Origin of the sequence: Pandoraea sp. PE-S2T-3 (genome assembly GCF_002179965.1) — a bacterium.
In the GTDB taxonomy this organism is placed as follows: Bacteria; Pseudomonadota; Gammaproteobacteria; order Burkholderiales; family Burkholderiaceae; genus Pandoraea.
This window is the reverse complement of the sequence record NZ_NGUQ01000014.1, coordinates 1-15,701: the sequence shown is the minus strand read 5'-3', so window position 1 is coordinate 15,701 and position 15,701 is coordinate 1. Positions and strand designations below refer to the sequence as shown.

General features: G+C 63.5%; 17 protein-coding genes and 1 tRNA gene. 8 read left to right on the top strand and 10 right to left on the bottom strand.

Going from position 1 to position 15,701, the window contains the following annotated elements; translation table 11 throughout:
- Positions 1–59 precede the first annotated feature (59 nt).
- The 3 genes from cobA (at position 60) to CDV46_RS09815 (ending at position 2,787) form a co-directional block, all read left to right on the top strand.
- Entirely contained in the window at positions 60–809 is a 750-nt protein-coding gene (gene cobA, locus CDV46_RS09825) for a uroporphyrinogen-III C-methyltransferase (RefSeq protein WP_087722445.1), read from the top strand.
- Between the two features lie 160 nt (positions 810–969).
- Positions 970–1,563, top strand: coding sequence for an ANTAR domain-containing response regulator (locus tag CDV46_RS09820; RefSeq protein WP_058375665.1), 594 nt, complete (start codon positions 970–972; stop codon positions 1,561–1,563).
- Positions 1,564–1,572: 9 nt separating this feature from the next.
- Positions 1,573–2,787, top strand: coding sequence for a CmpA/NrtA family ABC transporter substrate-binding protein (locus tag CDV46_RS09815; RefSeq protein WP_087722444.1), 1,215 nt, complete (start codon positions 1,573–1,575; stop codon positions 2,785–2,787).
- A 27-nt stretch (positions 2,788–2,814) separates the two neighbouring features.
- Here the strand turns inward: CDV46_RS09815 and CDV46_RS27085 are convergent, their stop codons facing one another.
- The 4 genes from CDV46_RS27085 to CDV46_RS09795 form a co-directional block, all read right to left on the bottom strand.
- The gene (locus tag CDV46_RS27085; protein ID WP_087722443.1) at positions 2,815–3,063 is read right to left on the bottom strand and encodes a hypothetical protein; all 249 of its coding nucleotides are present in this window, start codon (positions 3,061–3,063) and stop codon (positions 2,815–2,817) included.
- 243 nt (positions 3,064–3,306) lie between these two features.
- A complete protein-coding gene (locus CDV46_RS09805; protein WP_087722442.1) occupies positions 3,307–3,735 on the bottom strand; it encodes a cupin domain-containing protein in 429 nt (142 codons plus the stop codon).
- Between the two features lie 96 nt (positions 3,736–3,831).
- Positions 3,832–4,659 (bottom strand): AraC family transcriptional regulator, encoded by an 828-nt coding sequence (locus tag CDV46_RS09800; protein WP_087722441.1) that lies wholly within the window; start codon positions 4,657–4,659, stop codon positions 3,832–3,834.
- A gap of 56 nt (positions 4,660–4,715) precedes the next feature.
- Positions 4,716–5,111 (bottom strand): nuclear transport factor 2 family protein, encoded by a 396-nt coding sequence (locus CDV46_RS09795; RefSeq protein ID WP_087722440.1) that lies wholly within the window; start codon positions 5,109–5,111, stop codon positions 4,716–4,718.
- Between the two features lie 116 nt (positions 5,112–5,227).
- Here CDV46_RS09795 and CDV46_RS09790 point away from each other — a divergent pair, with 116 nt between their 5' ends.
- On the top strand, positions 5,228–6,013 hold the full coding sequence (locus CDV46_RS09790) for an HAD-IIB family hydrolase (protein WP_087722715.1): 786 nt from the start codon (positions 5,228–5,230) through the stop codon (positions 6,011–6,013).
- A gap of 10 nt (positions 6,014–6,023) precedes the next feature.
- Here CDV46_RS09790 and CDV46_RS09785 read toward each other — a convergent pair whose 3' ends face one another.
- Both CDV46_RS09785 and CDV46_RS09780 read right to left on the bottom strand, forming a co-directional pair.
- Complete coding sequence (locus CDV46_RS09785) at positions 6,024–7,766, bottom strand: ATP-binding cassette domain-containing protein (protein WP_087691494.1); 1,743 nt, start codon at positions 7,764–7,766, stop codon at positions 6,024–6,026.
- The gene (locus CDV46_RS09780; protein WP_217896727.1) at positions 7,763–9,355 is read right to left on the bottom strand and encodes an FAD-dependent monooxygenase; all 1,593 of its coding nucleotides are present in this window, start codon (positions 9,353–9,355) and stop codon (positions 7,763–7,765) included. The genes CDV46_RS09785 and CDV46_RS09780 overlap by 4 nt, the downstream gene beginning before the upstream one ends.
- Before the next feature lie 244 nt (positions 9,356–9,599).
- Between CDV46_RS09780 and CDV46_RS09775 the strand changes: the two genes are divergently transcribed.
- Positions 9,600–10,868 carry a DUF1835 domain-containing protein gene (locus CDV46_RS09775; protein ID WP_087722438.1) on the top strand — a complete coding sequence of 423 codons (1,269 nt, stop codon included), beginning with the start codon at positions 9,600–9,602 and terminating at the stop codon, positions 10,866–10,868.
- A gap of 68 nt (positions 10,869–10,936) precedes the next feature.
- Here the strand turns inward: CDV46_RS09775 and CDV46_RS09770 are convergent, their stop codons facing one another.
- Positions 10,937–11,278, bottom strand: a complete 342-nt coding sequence (locus tag CDV46_RS09770; RefSeq protein ID WP_087691497.1) for a zinc ribbon domain-containing protein YjdM — start codon at positions 11,276–11,278, stop codon at positions 10,937–10,939.
- A gap of 131 nt (positions 11,279–11,409) precedes the next feature.
- Between CDV46_RS09770 and CDV46_RS09765 the strand changes: the two genes are divergently transcribed.
- Positions 11,410–11,949, top strand: coding sequence for a GNAT family N-acetyltransferase (locus CDV46_RS09765; protein ID WP_087722437.1), 540 nt, complete (start codon positions 11,410–11,412; stop codon positions 11,947–11,949).
- Between the two features lie 103 nt (positions 11,950–12,052).
- A complete protein-coding gene (locus tag CDV46_RS09760) occupies positions 12,053–12,448 on the top strand; it encodes a VOC family protein (protein ID WP_087691499.1) in 396 nt (131 codons plus the stop codon).
- Between the two features lie 82 nt (positions 12,449–12,530).
- Here CDV46_RS09760 and CDV46_RS09755 read toward each other — a convergent pair.
- Positions 12,531–12,607 (bottom strand) — tRNA-Met (locus CDV46_RS09755).
- 193 nt (positions 12,608–12,800) lie between these two features.
- Complete coding sequence (locus tag CDV46_RS09750; protein ID WP_087722436.1) at positions 12,801–13,529, bottom strand: transporter; 729 nt, start codon at positions 13,527–13,529, stop codon at positions 12,801–12,803.
- A gap of 367 nt (positions 13,530–13,896) precedes the next feature.
- Between CDV46_RS09750 and CDV46_RS09745 the strand changes: the two genes are divergently transcribed.
- Positions 13,897–14,391: a metal-dependent hydrolase gene (locus CDV46_RS09745; RefSeq protein ID WP_369597104.1), complete on the top strand. Its 495-nt coding sequence runs from the start codon at positions 13,897–13,899 to the stop codon at positions 14,389–14,391.
- A gap of 17 nt (positions 14,392–14,408) precedes the next feature.
- Here CDV46_RS09745 and CDV46_RS09740 read toward each other — a convergent pair whose 3' ends face one another.
- Complete coding sequence (locus CDV46_RS09740) at positions 14,409–15,419, bottom strand: serine/threonine protein kinase (protein ID WP_087722435.1); 1,011 nt, start codon at positions 15,417–15,419, stop codon at positions 14,409–14,411.
- Positions 15,420–15,701: the final 282 nt, after the last annotated feature.

The window sequence follows — 15,701 nt, the reverse complement described above, 5'->3', positions numbered from 1 at the left end:
CTCGCCAGCGTGCGCAGTACCTCACCAACAGGACATGGAAGAATTGACGGAGAACGATCATGAAGCTCGGCAAAGTTACCCTGCTCAGTGCGGGCCCCGGCGCGCTCGATCTGCTCACGCTGCGCGCCGCGCGGGTGCTCGGCGAGGCCGACGTGCTGCTGGTCGACGATCTGGCCAACCCGGAAATCGCGACCCTCGCGCCGCAGGCCCGCGTGATTGCCGTGGGCAAGCGCGGCGGCTGCCGGTCCACGCCGCAAGCGTTCATCGAACGGCTGATGTGCCGGTTGGCGCGGCGCGGCGCGCATGTGGTGCGCGTGAAGGGGGGCGACGCGCTGATGTTCGGGCGGGCCGGGGAAGAGATGAGCGCGCTGCGGCGTGCTGGCGTGCCGGTGGACATCGTCAACGGCGTGTCGGCGGCCTTTGCGGCGGCGGCCGGGCTCGGCATGTCGCTCACGCACCGCGATCATTGCGCGGGCGTGACCTTCGTCACCGCGCACCGGCAGGACGGCACGGCACCGAACTGGACGGCACTGGCCGCGACAGGCACGACGCTGGCGATCTACATGGGCGTGCAGCGGGTCGAGGGCCTGTGTGCGACGCTGCTCGCGCATCTCGACGCCGCGACACCGGCAGCCGCCGTGCAGTGGGCGGGCACGGCGCACGAACGGCGCTTGCTGACGACGCTGGGTTGTCTGGCACAGGACGTGAGGGCGGGCGATTTCGCCAGTCCGGCCATTTTGCTCGTTGGCGGCGCGGTCGGTGAGGCGTTACTCGCATCGAGTGTGGACACCATTGCCATCGCCGCCTGATTGGCGTGCCTATACTACCGATACCTTGATTTCCCCCTGACTCTTGGCCCCCACGATCTTGCCAAAACGACCGGATGCCGGGGATCGCGATCCCCCCGTCGACACGTCACCGATAACGGCTCCTGCCACCTCTGCTGCCGCGCCTGCCGGCGTGGGTGGTGTGAGTGGTGCGGCTGGCGTATTGCGCGTGCTGCTCGTGACCGATACCGACAAGCCGATTGGCGACTTGCGGGCGGCGCTCGCGCGTCTGGGCTGCGAAATGCTCGCCGAAGTGGCCAAGCCGCAGGCGTTGCCGCGCGTGGTCGAGAGCGAGCGCCCGGACGTCATCATCATCGACACTGAATCGCCGTCGCGTGACACGCTGGAGCAGTTGGCCGTCATGAACGCGGCGGCACCGCGCACCGTGTTGATGTTCTCTGCCGACGGCAACCAGTCGCTGATTCGCGCCGCCGTCGATGCCGGGGTGACGGCCTATTCGGTGGAAGGACTTGCCGCCGACCGGCTGGCACCGATTCTCGAAGTAGCGTTGGCCCGCTTTGCGCACGAGGAGAAGTTGCGTGCACGGCTGACCAAGGCCGAGAGCGAACTGGCCGACCGCAAGCTGATCGACCGGGCCAAGCGTCTGCTGATGGACCGGCGCAAGATTTCCGAGCAGGAGGCCTATGCCCTTCTGCGCAAACGGGCAATGGATCAGGGCGAGAAGCTCGTCGAAGTGGCGCGCCAGCTCGTCTCGATTGCCGAATTACTGGGATAGACACTGCTCATGTCGACGTCATCATGGAAGGATTTCGGCGCGGGGCGCGCTGACACGCTGGGGGCGGCATCGGGAGGCGGGCCGGAGAAGCGCCATTTGCGCGTGGGCTTCGTGGCGCTGTCGGACGCCGCGCCGCTGGTGGTCGCGAAGCGGCTGGAACTGGGGCACGAGCACGGACTGACGCTGGAGTTGAGCCGCGAGTCGTCGTGGGCTGCCGTGCGCGACAAGCTGCTCACGGGCGAATTGGATGCCGCGCATTCGCTGTACGGCTTGGTGTACGGCGTGCAACTGGGTATCGGTGGCCCGCGCGAGGACATGGCCGTGCTCATGGTGCTCAATCGCAATGGTCAGGCCGTGACGGTGACGCCGTCGCTGGCGGAGGCGATGACGCAGACCGGGAGCTTGCGAGAGGCATTGGGCACGCTGGGGCGCACGCCGGTGTTTGCGCAGACGTTTCCGACCGGCACGCACGCGATGTTTCTCAATTACTGGTTTGCGGCGCAGGGTATCGATCCGCTCTCGGAGATCGCGCGCATCGTGATTCCCCCCGCCCACATGGTGGCGGCGATGGAGGAGGGCGGGCTGGATGGCTTTTGTTGCGGCGAGCCGTGGCATGCCGTGGCGCAGGCGCGCGAGCTGGGGCGTACGGTCGCGGTGTCGAGCGACATCTGGCCGAATCATCCGGAGAAGGTGCTCGCGTGCCGGCGAGATTTCGTGACCCGCTACCCGAATACGGCGCTGGCGCTGGTGCGCACGTTGCTCAGTGCCTGCCGGTGGCTCGATATGCCGGGGCACCTTGAAGAGGCCGCCGGGTGGCTGGCCGAACCGGCGTGGGTTGGCGCCCCGCGCGACCTGATCGCCGCCCGCCTGCTTGGCGACTTCGGCAAATTGCAGGGCCGGCACGCGTTGCTTCCGGTGAGCTTCTTTGACGATGGCGCGGTGACTTATCCGCGCCTGTCGGACGGGATGTGGTTCATTTCGCAATATCGCCGCTGGGGCATGATTGGCGACGACGCGCTGGCCGAGGCGGCGTACATCGCGGCGCAGGTCAATCAGATCGGGCTTTACGAGGCAGCCGCGCAAGCCGAAGGGGTGCCGGTCGCCGATGTCCGCGTGCGCGAAGTGCTATGCGATGGCCGCGTCTGGGACGAAGCCGCCTGGGGGCCGGGGGCGGATCTGCGTGACTACGTCGAAGGGTTTCCGATTCGGGTGAAGCTCACCTGACCCCGTGTTGGCGGACGCGTTCGACGCTTAGCGCGCGAAGGCGTCGCAGTCGCCGCCCGACGTGCAGAGTGCGCGCATGCCCGGGCGGTGATGCAGGTGCAGGTGGCAGACCAGCGCGACCAGTACGAGCTGACGCGAGAGGTTGGCGAACACCGGCTCAAGGCCGGCGGCCCGGGCGAGTTCGCGCCGGAGCGTCGGGTGCAGGCAGACCAGCGCGAGAATCGCGAAAGATCCGGGGACTGCAAGGAAGGCCGCTAATGCGATTTTTTTTGTCATGACCGTCGTGTGTGGCGCGAGCGCACCGCACTCGCGGCGCACTTCATGGAGACGGCAGGGGGTGTTCAACGGAAACCGGCGCACTCGGGAGTACGCCGGAAGCTTTGCGGGTGCGGGCGCCTCCTCCCGACTCGCAACATGACTGCAAGTTTAAGAGACCACGCGCGACGGATAAATACGCAGATTGGAAAACATCTGTTGTGAAATCTGAACAAAATCTCTGGCAGCTGTCCGGCGCTGCCGTCAAATCCACTGATCGTTAGCCACCGTGCGTTCGCCGCCGTCGCCGTCACCGGTGTTTCGTACCCCACGCGGTTCGATCAGCAGCAGCTTGGCTTCCTTCGGCGCGAAAGGCTTGTGCTCCGTGCCTTTGGGCACCACGACCATCTGGCCGGCCGGTACGACGATGGTGCACTCACCCTCGGGGCCGCCGCGCACGTCGATGTTCAATTCGCCCTCCAGAACGATGAAGGTCTCGTCGGTGTCGCCATGGGCGTGCCAGACGAATTCGCCAATCACCTTGACGACCTTGAACTGGTAGTCGTTCATCTCGGCGACGACGCGAGGCTGCCAATGGCCGTCGATCTGGGAGATTTTGGCTATCGGGTCGATAGCTTGGGACTGTCCGCGATGTGCCGGGGCACCGGCGGCGTTGTAGTGGGAGGAGGGCATCGTTGGCTCCGGTCGTGAGGGGATGCATCGAGCCTACGCGCCCGGCCTGTGGCCGTATTGAACGTTTGTGCGGGGCGGGGCCTCGCGCTTGCCTGCTTATCCTCCGGCGGCGCTGCGGGCGGCCTGAAGCCAGCGGCCCGGCGTCAGGCCGAACGTCTTGAGGAAGTGCCGTGACATATGGCTCTGGTCGGCAAAGCCCGCGTCGGCGGCCGCATTGGCCAGCGGTTGGCCAGCCATCAGCAGGCGCCGGACGACGTCGAGCCGGCGCATCGTCAGGTAGCGGTACGGGCTGGTGCCGTAAAACTGCCGGAAATCGCGCGACAAGCTCCAGCGATCGCGGCCGGTGGCGGCTTCGAGCATGTCCAGCGAAACGGCTTGGGTGCAGTTCGCATGCAGAAAGTCCAGCGCACGGCGCGCCGCGAAATAGTCCCCCGTGGGGTGGCGTCGAGGGTCACCCGCCACGGTCGCCAGTGCATGGGCGAGTTCGGTGAGCGCGTCGCTTTGTTCCAACGGTTCAAGCGTGTCGCCGACCTGCTGGAGCAGAGTCTCGGCGGCAGCGGCCAGTCGCGGATCGGTCGACAGGCCGCCTTCTACGAACGGCAGCGAATGCCCGCCAAGCACGGCTTGAAACAGCGACGGCTGCACGTAAATCATGCGATAGCGAAAGCCTTCGTCCGTCCCGGCCTGCCCGTCGTGGGCTTCGTCGGGATGCAGCACCATGGTGTGGCCCGGCAGGCTGTCGCGCCGGTCTCGCCGGTAATTGAAGCTTTGTACGCCCGCCAGCGTGCGTCCGATGGCATAGGTGTCGTGGCGATGCATCGCGTACGCATTGCCGTGAAACCACGCTTCAATGCGTTCGACGCCATCGACCGGGGTGGCGCGTTTGACCCAATCGGCGGTGGCAGGTTTGGCTGGTTGCGGCATAGGCGTGGGGGCGTACGGGTGTTCCGATGATCGTGAGTGTGATCCAGAACCGCAGATTAGCCGATCTTGGCCGCCTGCCCGGCAATGACCCGCCATGTCGCCCCATGCGGCCGCCAGAGTCGCGTGTAGGCGAACGTGCCATCGAACGTCATCGTCCCGTACTGGCCGGCGAGCGTCGCTTTGGTCGTGGTCAGATACAACGTGTCGATGCGGCGGATCTGGGTATCGAAAAAGTCCAACTGCTTCAGATGCAATTGCCCGTCGCGATGCACTGTCAGGTCTTCCTGTTTGGTGAGCACGCGTCCGTCCGGGGTGGTGAACACCAGATCGTCGTCCAGCAGGCGCTCCAGCGCGGCAACGTCGCTGGCGAGCATCGCGGCGCGCAGTTCGGCTTCCAGTGCGGTAATGGCAGCGATGGCGGCCGTGTCAGCGCTGGTCTTGTTGTCGTCCATGGTCAGGCGTCCTTTAGTCGTCTTGCTGATAACCATTCCCGAAGCGGGAAGAAAGTGTCCGGCATCGACCTTCATAATGGCGCGAACATCATTGCCATTCGTTGATGAAACCGATCATGCAGACCTTGTCGCTCGCGCCGCTTCAGCGGTTCTCCGCGGTCCAGTTCGTTTTAACCGATATGGACGAAACGTTGACTTACCGGGGGCGCTTGGCCGCCGCCACCTATTCGGCGCTCGAGCGTTTGCAGGATAGCGGTATTCGCGTGATTCCGGTGACCGCCGCGCCTGCTGGCTGGTGCGACCAGATGGCGCGCATGTGGCCGGTCGATGGGGTGATCGCCGAGAACGGCGGCCTGTTCCTCACCCGGGGGAATGACGGGCACAGCGTGACGCGCACGTATTGGCACGCGCCGGAAGGCGTTGACGAGGTTCAGCGTCGACTTCAGTCGATTGCGGCGCAGATCGAAGTGAGCCTTCCTCACGCGCAACGCGCCGACGATCAGGCTTTTCGGCTCACCAGTCTGGCGTATCGCCGAAGCGGGACGGAACAGGACCAGCAGATTGTCCGTGCGCTCATCGATGCCGGCGCCGATGCCACGATCAACAATCTCTGGGTGCTGGGCTGGCTCGGCGGCTATGACAAGTTATCGATGTCGAAGCGGGTACTGGCCGAAGCCTTTGGCGTAGACGCCGAGACCGCTCGCGATGTGGTCGCTTATTCGGGCGATTCCACCAATGACGCACCCATGTTCGCGTATTTCAAACATACGGCGGGGGTAAGCACGGTCGTCGACTATCTGCCGCAACTGCCCGTGCCGCCTGCGTGGATCACGCAGGGGCCCGGTGGCGCCGGTTTCGTCGAATTCGTCGACGCGATCCTGCGCGGGCGAACGGCCGCCTGACCTTGACCGGTCAGTGGCTGCGCCGTGCGAGGACTTCGTCGCGCGGGCCTGCATCCACCACGCGCCCGGCTTCCATGACGACAATAGTGTCGAAGCGGCTGAGCAAGCTCGGCCGATGCACCGAGGCCACGATGCAGGCCGATGGGAAGGCGGCGTCCATGCGATCGAACACGCGGGCTTCGGCTTGCGGATCGAGCGCGCTGGTCGGCTCGTCGAGCAACAGCAACGAACTTCCCTGTGCCGCGAGTGCGCCGCGTGCGAGTGCCAGACGCTGACGCTGGCCGCCTGACAGATTGCCGCCGCGTTCACTGAGGGCGCTGTTCAGACCGTCGGGGAGTCGCTGCAACACGTCGTCGAACGCGCCGGTATGCACCGCCGACTGCACGAGGGCGTCATCGGCGGGTTCGCCGAAGGTCAGGTTCTCACTCACGCTGGCTTCGAAGACATCAGCTTCCTGCGGGATCAGCGTCGCCAATGTGCGCAACTCGGTCCATGCCACCGCTTGGCCATCGCGTCGCAACTCGCCTTGTTGCGGCGGATAGAGACCGGCGAGCATGCGCAGCAACGTGCTCTTGCCGCCGCCGCTCGGGCCGATGAGTGCCACGCGCGCGCCACGTTGCAGCACGAGATCAATGTGATGCAGGCCGCCCCGGCTGTTGTTGGCGTAGTGCCACGTGGCATCGTGCAGCGACAGCGTCTGCCACGCGGCGTCGGGGTCGACGGCGGGCACGGTGGCATCAGGGTCGCTCGGCGCGTCCCAGATGGGCTCGGCACTGCCGTAGTCGGTATGCATGCGCGCGAAGCTCTGGAAGTTCGACGCCATGGCGCCGACGACCGTCGCGGCCTGCTGTGCATATTGATAAATCATGAAGACGGTACCGAGCAGAATCGCCTGCCCCGGCTGCCGCGTTTGCAGCACGTACTCCACTACCAGAATCCACGTGAGCCCCATGCCGAGCAGGTCGACGGCAAACCACTTGCCCTCGTTGACGAGTACCGTGCGGCGTAGCGGCACCATCACTGCGTCCATCCGGCGCCCGAGCACTTTGCGCGACGCGGCTTGCAGCCGCAGCCCGATAACGGTGCCCGCGTTGCCGACGAAATCGAGCAACGCGGCGGCGTAGCGGCGTTCTGCATCGTTCTCGGCGCGTGCAAGCTGCATCAGCACGCGGTCGAAACGCAGGATGATGACGGCGATGATCACGTAGCCGGTCACCGCGATCGCGCCACTGACGCGCGACAGCAAGGCGAGTGCGACCAACGGCCCGACAAAGTTGAAGGCGCTTTGCAGGTAGCCAAATTGGTTCTGGGCGAAGTCGGACAGCGCGCGGCTCGCTTGCACCACGCGGTGCTGTAGCTCGCCCGAATGTCTGCCGTCGCGCCAGACCAGCGGCGCGGCAGCGATGCGCGCGTAAAGCTCGTCGGCGAGCCGTACTCGCACGCGCACACCGACGTTGCGTTCCAGTATCCGGCCCGGGCCGTGCAGCAGCCACGACAGCAGATAGATGCCGACGAGGTAAATAATCCAGCGGCCGGCCAGCGGCATGTTGTCCTGCTGGAGCGCGTTGATGGCCTGCGCAGCGAGCCATGGCATGGTCAGCCGCAGTAACTGGGCGGCCGACAGCAGGCCGGCAGCGCCGAGCATTTGCGGGCGCACGCCGGCGGCATGGTGCCAGAGCGCACGGTAAAGGTCGCGTGCCGCGCTGCCCAGGCCGATGGCGGCTGGCGCTGAGGTGGACTCGGGCGCCGTCATGCGTCGTTGGGGGCGCCGAACCAACGCGATGCGGCGTGCGCGAGGGCGTCGAGGGCGTCGAGGTCGGACGACGTGTCGCTGCGGGGATCGCTGGTATCGCTCCTGTCGCTCATATTGCTCGTATTGCTGGCCCATGCGACGAAGCCGTCGGGGCGCAACAGGACGGCACGCAAACCGAAGCGATCCTTGGCGTCGCAGCCGTAGTACGCGATGCGGTCGCTCCAGCGGCTCGCGAGGGTCTTCAATGGCGCATCGGCATCGAAGTCCAGCAGCAAGCCCTTGCCGTTCGTGAGCAACGCACCGAGCTTCTTGCCATCGGCGAATTCGAAATCCGGCGCGCTGCGACCCACTAAAGGATGCTCGCTGCCGAGGTCATAGCGCAGCAATGCCCCCCACACCCGTTCGGCAAAGTAGGTCGCGCCGTCGCGGGTGTCGAGAACGTCGCGGAGGATCGCTTCGAGCGCGCGGGAGCTCGGGGCCGGGCGCATGATGGCGATCTGCGCGCGCGACCAGTCGAGCACCTGCGCGCCGACGGGATGCCGTTCGGTCGTATAGGTGTCGAGCAGCTCAGGTGGCGCGTCGCCCCGGACGGTCGCGGCGAGTTTCCACGCGAGGTTCATCGCGTCGCCGAGCCCCAGATTCAGTCCTTGACCGCCCATGGGCGAATGAATGTGGGCCGCGTCGCCCGCGAGCAGCACGCGCCCCCTGCGATAGGTGGTGGCTTGATGGGCGCGATCGGTCCAGGTGGTCGCCAGCGAGAGGGCGTTCACGGTGACGTCAGTGTTGGAGACGTGGCGTAGGACCGTCTGTATGTGCTCGCGCGTGATGGGCTGCGTGCGGTGGAAGGCGCCGCCGTCGAAGTCGGCCATCGCGACGGTGCCGGGCGGCTGGTAGGTGTACATGCCCGTGGGCGTGTAGTGGCGGCCGGGCGTGAGTTTGTCCGGATCGGCCAACTCGACCTGCACCGAGTAGCCGGTGAACTCGGGATCGGTGCCGGTGAATTCGATGCCGGCGGCTTTGCGCACGGCACTGCGTGCGCCGTCGCAGCCGATCAGCCATTGCGCGCGGAAGTCTTCGCCGCCCGCGTGAACGGTGACGCCGTCATCGGTGGTGTCGAAGCCGTCGACGCCGCAAGCCCGCCGGATTTGCGCGCCCGACGCAATGGCACGAGCCGCCAGCACCGTTTCGATGTGTTCCATGTCGACGGCAACGATGGTGCCCGCCGGATTGGGCTGGAAGTATGGCCACTTCGAGGTGTCGATATCGTCCTGAAAGAACTGGATGCCCGCGAAATGCCCGCCCGGGCGGCGGGCTTGTTGCATCCAGTGCGGGACGCTTGCGTTCGCATTCGTGCCGGTGTTGGCCTTCGCGCGTTGCGGTGCGGTGATGTCGTCGAGCAGGCCGCGACGATAGAAAGCATCGAGCGTGGGCATCGACAGGCCGCGCAATCCGAACGGCAGCCGTTTTAACGGCGATTCCGGTGTTTCGGCTTGCTCCAGCACCAATACCGACAGGCCCGCGAGGCGTAGCTCGCAGGCGAGAAACAAACCGACGGGGCCCGCGCCGGCAATGATGACTTCGTAGATCAAGGTGAATTCCTTTATTGCGTTCGGACGCGGTGGTCACTCATTTTCGCGATTATAGGCATCCTGTGTTGGGGAAAGCACAGCAGCGGCGCTGCGCTTCGTTCGGCATCCGTTTCATGTAGAATCGGCCACGGCGTGCAACCGCGCCTCCATTCCGCGGAAAGGGTTCTGCCCAGGTAAAGCGTTTCACCGCATTTTTCATGCGACTCCCGGCCAATGAGCGGATACGGCTATCTTTGGAGATCGTATGCCTCAAGACCTTCGCGCCACGGCGCAAAACGGTTACATCGACCTTGCGCAGCTGCGCAAGCGTGCCAAGCAACGCCTCAGACAATTGCAGGAACAAGGCCCGTCCGTCGGGCAAAACGCGCTGCTGCATCGTGGCGCATCGCCGGTGCTCGCGGATGCGCAATGGCTGATTGCGCGTGAACTGGGTTTCACCAGTTGGCCTAAGCTCAAGGCCCATGCCGATGCCATTGAGTTCGCCGCGCGGCATCCTCAGTTTGCCGCCGACGATGAGGCCGGCACGCAGCATTGGCGTTGCGGAAACGACATTGCGCACAGCCTGCGTGTGGCCGGGTTTCAAGGCGAATTCCACATGTTCGCCGACCCGTACTGCATGGGGCCGGTGCCCGATGTGCCGCTGGCGGCGCTGATTGAGACGCGCTGTGAGTTCATCAGTCAGTGCTTTGCTATCCCGCTGCAAGCTGCGCGGCAACGTGCCCAGAGCGAGTACGGCGCGTTGTCCGAGACGTCTCGGGCCAAGCGTGTGGTGCTTTGGTGCGAGGCCGATGCCTACGACCAACTGTTTCTGATTGCCGTGCTGGCGAACATGACGCGGCGGCCCGAGCGGTTGGAATTGATCGAGATCGACCGTGTCCCGGGCGTGGAGCGATTTGTCGGCATGGGGCAATTGGCGCCCCAGGTGCTGGCGTGGCTCTGGCCGCGCCGCCGGGCGCTGCATGACGACGCATTTTCGTTGGCGCGCACCGCGTGGGATGCTTATCGGGCTTCGACGCCGCTGGCTTGGGCGGAACTTTGTCAGGAAGCGAATTCCGCGCTTACGCTTCCACTTCCGCTACTCGCGCCCGCGCTCAAACGCCAGTTGCAGGAGTTGCCGTCCCTGCACGATGGTTTGGGGCTGACCGAGCGCCTTGCGCTGGAAGTCATTCGCGAGGGCGAGGGCATCACGCTGGCGCAGGTATTTTCCGAACTGACGCTGCGCCGTGATCCGCTGCCGTTTCTCGGGGACACGATGTTCTACGCGATGATGCGTGGCCTGACTGAGGGGCGGCATCCTCTTATTGCACCGTTTGATGCTGAGGCGCAGCTGGCGCGCGAAAAGCGCATCGTTGGTTTGACCCCGCTAGGCGAGCAGGTGCTGCATGGCACGGCCTATTGGCTGGATCATGCCGAGACCACGCGATGGGTCGGTGGCGTGCGGATCGAGCCTCGCGCTGCGCATTGGGCGCTGGATGAGAATCTCACGCCGGTGCTGAGGCAGCCTTCCCGCTGATGACGACGTAATGACGCACGGCGGTGCGGCTGCCGATCGCTTGGTTGCCGCACCGTCCACATGGGGCGTTAAACCTTTTTGACGAATTCCGTTTTCAGACTCATGGCGCCGAAGCCGTCGATCTTGCAATCGATGTCGTGATCGCTGTCCACCAGACGGATGTTCTTTACCTTGGTCCCCATCTTGATCACGCCGCCGGAGCCTTTCAGCTTCAGGTCTTTGATGACGGTCACGGTATCGCCGTTTTGCAGCACGGTGCCGGTCGAGTCGCGATAAACCTTCTCGGTCGGCTCGGCCGTCGTGGCCGCTTGCGCAGACCATTCGTGTGCACATTCCGGGCAGATGCAGAGGCCGCCGTCTTCATACGTGAACTCGGAATTGCATTTCGGACAGGGAGGCAATGCGCTCATAGCGGGATCCTTGGGGCAGACGGAAGCATTTAGAGCGCGAGAGTATAACGCCAGCGTTGGCTAGAGAACCTGACGTCCGGATTACCAGTTCGCAGTAGTATCGGACGACGGCATTCTTTGCAGATCATCCAGTGCGAATCGATCATTCTCCACAGCTGAATATCGCTGGCATTTCTCTCCGGCAACTTGAGCGTGCCGATCTGGGCGCCTGGTATTCCTATTTACAGCTACCCGGCGTCGTCGAACACACCAGTTGGAATCTGCAATCTTCCCAAGACCTGATGCCGATGTTTGATTCGTTGGAATCGACGTCCGGCGAATCCATTCGTCGTATGGCGGTCATCGACAATGCCTCGAACGAACTGATCGGCACGATCGGGTTTCACACGATTTCCGAGCGAAACAGGACAGCAGAAATCGCCTATGACCTTGCGCCGTCTCATTGGGGCCGCGGCATTGCGCGGGTAATTTGTTCCGCGGTGACACAGTGGGGATTCGAGGTGAATAATTGGGTCCGTATTCAGGCCGTGGTTCTCGAAACCAATGTGAGATCGGCGGCCGTGCTTAAGGCTTGCGGATATCAGCCGGAGGGTTTGTTGCGTGCCTATCGAATGGTTCGCGGCACGCCGCGCGACTTTGTCATGTATTCACGGCTGGCGACGGATAAGTAAGTCGCCGATGCGACAGTAGCGTTGCGGATTTGCGGGCGAAGCGCCATGCCTGCCGATTCGCGAAGATTGTCAGTGCGGGGTGTCTGGTAGGAGGTGAGTGCTTATGTCCGATACCAATGTGTTACGTCCGTTCGCGTTCGTGCTTGCCGTGCCGAGCATTGAACGCAGCGCGGCATACTTCAGCGACGTGCTCGGTTTTCAGGTGGAGTGGGCGGAGGCGTCCGATTGGCGGCTCGTTTCGCGAGGTGCGGTTCGCATCATGCTGGGCGGCTGTCCGAATGCCCAGCCGCCGTCGCAGATTGGCGATCATAGCTACTTCGGCTATATGGAAGTCGATGACGTCGATGCGCTGTACAAAGAGTTCGCGCTGAAAGAGGCGATTCTTTTGATGCCGCCTACGGACCGCCCCTACGGCATGCGGGAGTTCACCATCGCGACGCCCGACGGACATCGATTCGTTGTGGGGCAGGTGATCGGACAGCGAAAGGCTGACGAATGAGGTTTTAGCGTTCCCGCTAACGAATTTCGATCGTGGAATAACAAAAGCCCGTTGATCTTGCGATCAACGGGCTTTTCGTATTTGGTTGCGGGGACAGGATTTGAACCTGTGACCTTCGGGTTATGAGCCCGACGAGCTGCCAGACTGCTCCACCCCGCGTCTGAGAGATAGAATAATACGGGAATAACGCGCATCGTGTCAAACGTTTATGACATTTATTTTAAGGACACCCGCAATCTCGTGCGCGACACGCGCATTTCTCCCGCCTCTTACGCATGTTGTTCAATCGGTATACAGAAGGCGTAAAGGCACAGGTCCGGGCGCTGACCGTGGCTGAGCGTGAGGCGTCCAATCACCAGCGAATCGTGACCCCTGCCTGCACGGAGTGGTCCAACGATGCTGGATTCAAGCCGCGTTTGTAACCCACGTCGAGATCGAGATCTTTCGTCGGGCTGTAAATGGCACCGACCAGTGCATAGGCGGGGCGCGTTGTCGACGTCGGGTCCGTGTTCGTTTGATAGCCGAAGTCCAATGCCACTCGGAACTTGTCGGTCACATTGAACAGCATTGCTGCCGAGGCGTTCCACAGGTTTTTCCGATTCCCGTCCCGGTTGTCGTTCCAGACGTAACCCGCGTTGGCGAGAAACGTCCAGCGGTCGAGATCGTATTGCATCAGCAGATTGGCGCCGGTGGTTGCCCGGCCGTTGCCAAGCCCGCGATCATGACTCGCCGTTGGCAGCGTCACGAACGGCTTCAGGCCGAGACTCCAGTGATCCCCTTCCAGAAAACGCCACTTGGCCTGCAATTGCGGATCGGCAAACCCGTTGGTCCACCCAGCCCCATCGGGACGATTCCGCTGATACGGCGCCTGAATCGCAATATCCAGATTCGGCAACACGCCGTAGGTCAGCGTCGAATTCCATTGCTGCTGGCGTGCGCTGACAAGCGTCGTCCACTCACTGCTGAGTTCCAACTGCCAGTTGCCGGTGTCTTGGGTGCCGGTGTCATCGGTCACGAGCGGGTTCATCGCGTTTGCACCAAGCGGGGCGAGGGCTGCGGCGAGGATCAGAAGCTTCTTCATTGAAAACTCCGGCTGGCAATTCGTCGGCCAGACGTTGGATATTTTTGCGCCGCCACGTGCGGTGTGGGCCAGACGTGGTGTTGGGGACGGCTTATCGGAAAACGAAACAGTCGGGCGGATCGTACGTGGCGGCGCTGGGCAGCGTCAACCGCGTTTGAATGACATGAGGCATTCCTGAGGGGCTGACCTCGTGCGAGTCACGGTGATGTCACGGCAATGTGTTCGCGGAACTTGCGTCGTGGTCGAAACGTCGTAGGAAGCCGCCCGCGTCGGTGATAGACTCCGCCGCCCTTCACGTCGTGGCGCATCTCGTGTGCAAGCAGGGCGTCGCGATACCTTGTCTTTTTGCTGATGGCGAGTGTCGAGGATGTTGTGTCATGGCTTTTCCCCTCTCTTCTTCCTCATGCAAGCCAGAAGTCATCTTATTTTCGGTATCGGCGCGACGTGGCTGATGCACCGCACCGGCTGGGCGGCCAGTGTTCATGCGTGGCCGTTGACGCTCGTCGGCGCGCTGCTGCCCGATATCGATCATCCCAAAAGTATGTTGGGACGACGGCTTGCCCCCGTGTCCTTTGCGATTTCGAGTGTGTTCGGACATCGAGGCATGACGCATTCGCTGCTGCCGCCGATGTTGTTCGTGGCGGCGTGCATTTACGGTTGGGGCCATGTGCCGCCTTGGGCATTGGCGCTTTGTGCCGGGTATTTGTCCCATTTGCTTGCCGATTGGCTGACGCCTTCGGGTGTGCCGCTTTGTTGGCCGTTGCGCACACGATTTCGCTCGCCGCTGTATGTGACGACGGGATCGTCGGCGGAGTGGTGCGTCGCCGCTGCGCTCGCCTTCGCTATGTGGCGATGGTGGTGAGCGCGAGCGGTTAGGACTTAGCGCCAGACGAGAGGCGGTTCCTCCATCAGGGCGACTTGTTCGCGCAGTTCCAGAACGCGGTCTTGCCAGTAGCGTTGCGTGTTGAACCACGGAAATGCGAACGGGAACGCGGGGTCGTCCCAGCGGCGTGCCAGCCAGGCGCTGTAGTGGAGCAGGCGCAAGGTTCGCAGAGCTTCGGTCAGGTGCAGCTCGCGCACATTGAACTCGGCGAAATCTTCATACCCGCTCAGGACTTCGTCGAGCTGCATCGTCATCTCGCTGCGCGTGCCGGAGAGCAGCATCCACAGATCCTGCATCGCCGGTGCCATACAGGTGTCGTCGAAGTCTACGAAGTGGGGGCCGGCATCCGTCCACAATACGTTGCCACCGTGGCAGTCGCCGTGGACCCGAAGTAGTTTCACATCGCCCGCCCGTTCATAGGCGCGGGCAACCCCGTCCAGCGCCAGATCGACGATGGCGCGCCATGCGTCGCGCAGATCGGCTGGGATGAAGTTGTGTGTCCATAGATAGTCGACCGGGCCGCGACCGTAGGTGTCGATGTCCAGTGTCAGGCGATGCTGGAATGGCTGCGTTGCGCCGACGGCGTGAATGCGGCCCAGAAAGCGGCCGAGCCAGTTGAGCGTGTCCGGGTCCTGAAGTTCTGGTGCGCGTCCACCGCGCCGGGGGAATACGGCAAAGCGAAAACCGTCGAAGTGATGCAGGGTCTTGCCGTCGATGACGAGCGGTGCCACGACCGGAATCTCGCGTTCCGCCAGTTCCTGCGTGAAAGCGTGCTCCTCGAGAATGGCGTCATCGGTCCAGCGGGCCGGACGATAGAACTTCGCGATCAACGGCGGCCCGTCTTCCATGCCCACCTGATAGACGCGGTTCTCATAACTATTGAGCGCGAGCAGGCGCCCGTCGCTATAGCTGCCGAGATGCTCGACGGCGCTGATCACCGTGTCGGGAAGGAGTGCCGCGAACGGATGGGCGTGGCTGGGGGCTTGCTGGGAAAGATCGGAGTTCATGCGCGCTATTGTGCCAAAGGCGTGGATGCCGGGGCGCACTGAGGCATCTATATATAGGGAAGCCGGGAATTGGCCGTGCCGGATCGGCGGGAAATTGGCCAGAAGCGGACTATTTTCAAAATAGTTTCACAAACCCCTTGCCAGCGTCGCCGAACCTGACTAATATTCCGTCTCTCGCAACGACAGCGACGCAGCGAAAGCAGCGAAGCGGAAGGAAGCGACGGGCTGGAAAGCCCGGTGGTTAGTGGTTTTAGAGCTTGTGAGTCGCTACGGCGACGAGCG

Excerpts from the sequence above, each read along its gene's own strand:
- cobA (WP_087722445.1), top strand. The coding sequence starts at position 60 with ATGAAGCTCGGCAAAGTTACCCTGCTCAGTGCGGGCCCCGGCGCGCTC.
- CDV46_RS09815 (WP_087722444.1), top strand. The coding sequence starts at position 1,573 with ATGTCGACGTCATCATGGAAGGATTTCGGCGCGGGGCGCGCTGACACG.
- CDV46_RS27085 (WP_087722443.1), bottom strand. The coding sequence starts at position 3,063 with ATGACAAAAAAAATCGCATTAGCGGCCTTCCTTGCAGTCCCCGGATCT.
- CDV46_RS09805 (WP_087722442.1), bottom strand. The coding sequence starts at position 3,735 with ATGCCCTCCTCCCACTACAACGCCGCCGGTGCCCCGGCACATCGCGGA.
- CDV46_RS09800 (WP_087722441.1), bottom strand. The coding sequence starts at position 4,659 with ATGCCGCAACCAGCCAAACCTGCCACCGCCGATTGGGTCAAACGCGCC.
- CDV46_RS09795 (WP_087722440.1), bottom strand. The coding sequence starts at position 5,111 with ATGGACGACAACAAGACCAGCGCTGACACGGCCGCCATCGCTGCCATT.
- CDV46_RS09790 (WP_087722715.1), top strand. The coding sequence starts at position 5,228 with ATGCAGACCTTGTCGCTCGCGCCGCTTCAGCGGTTCTCCGCGGTCCAG.
- CDV46_RS09785 (WP_087691494.1), bottom strand. The coding sequence starts at position 7,766 with ATGACGGCGCCCGAGTCCACCTCAGCGCCAGCCGCCATCGGCCTGGGC.
- CDV46_RS09775 (WP_087722438.1), top strand. The coding sequence starts at position 9,600 with ATGCCTCAAGACCTTCGCGCCACGGCGCAAAACGGTTACATCGACCTT.
- CDV46_RS09770 (WP_087691497.1), bottom strand. The coding sequence starts at position 11,278 with ATGAGCGCATTGCCTCCCTGTCCGAAATGCAATTCCGAGTTCACGTAT.
- CDV46_RS09760 (WP_087691499.1), top strand. The coding sequence starts at position 12,053 with ATGTCCGATACCAATGTGTTACGTCCGTTCGCGTTCGTGCTTGCCGTG.
- CDV46_RS09750 (WP_087722436.1), bottom strand. The coding sequence starts at position 13,529 with ATGAAGAAGCTTCTGATCCTCGCCGCAGCCCTCGCCCCGCTTGGTGCA.
- CDV46_RS09745 (WP_369597104.1), top strand. The coding sequence starts at position 13,897 with ATGTTGTGTCATGGCTTTTCCCCTCTCTTCTTCCTCATGCAAGCCAGA.
- CDV46_RS09740 (WP_087722435.1), bottom strand. The coding sequence starts at position 15,419 with ATGAACTCCGATCTTTCCCAGCAAGCCCCCAGCCACGCCCATCCGTTC.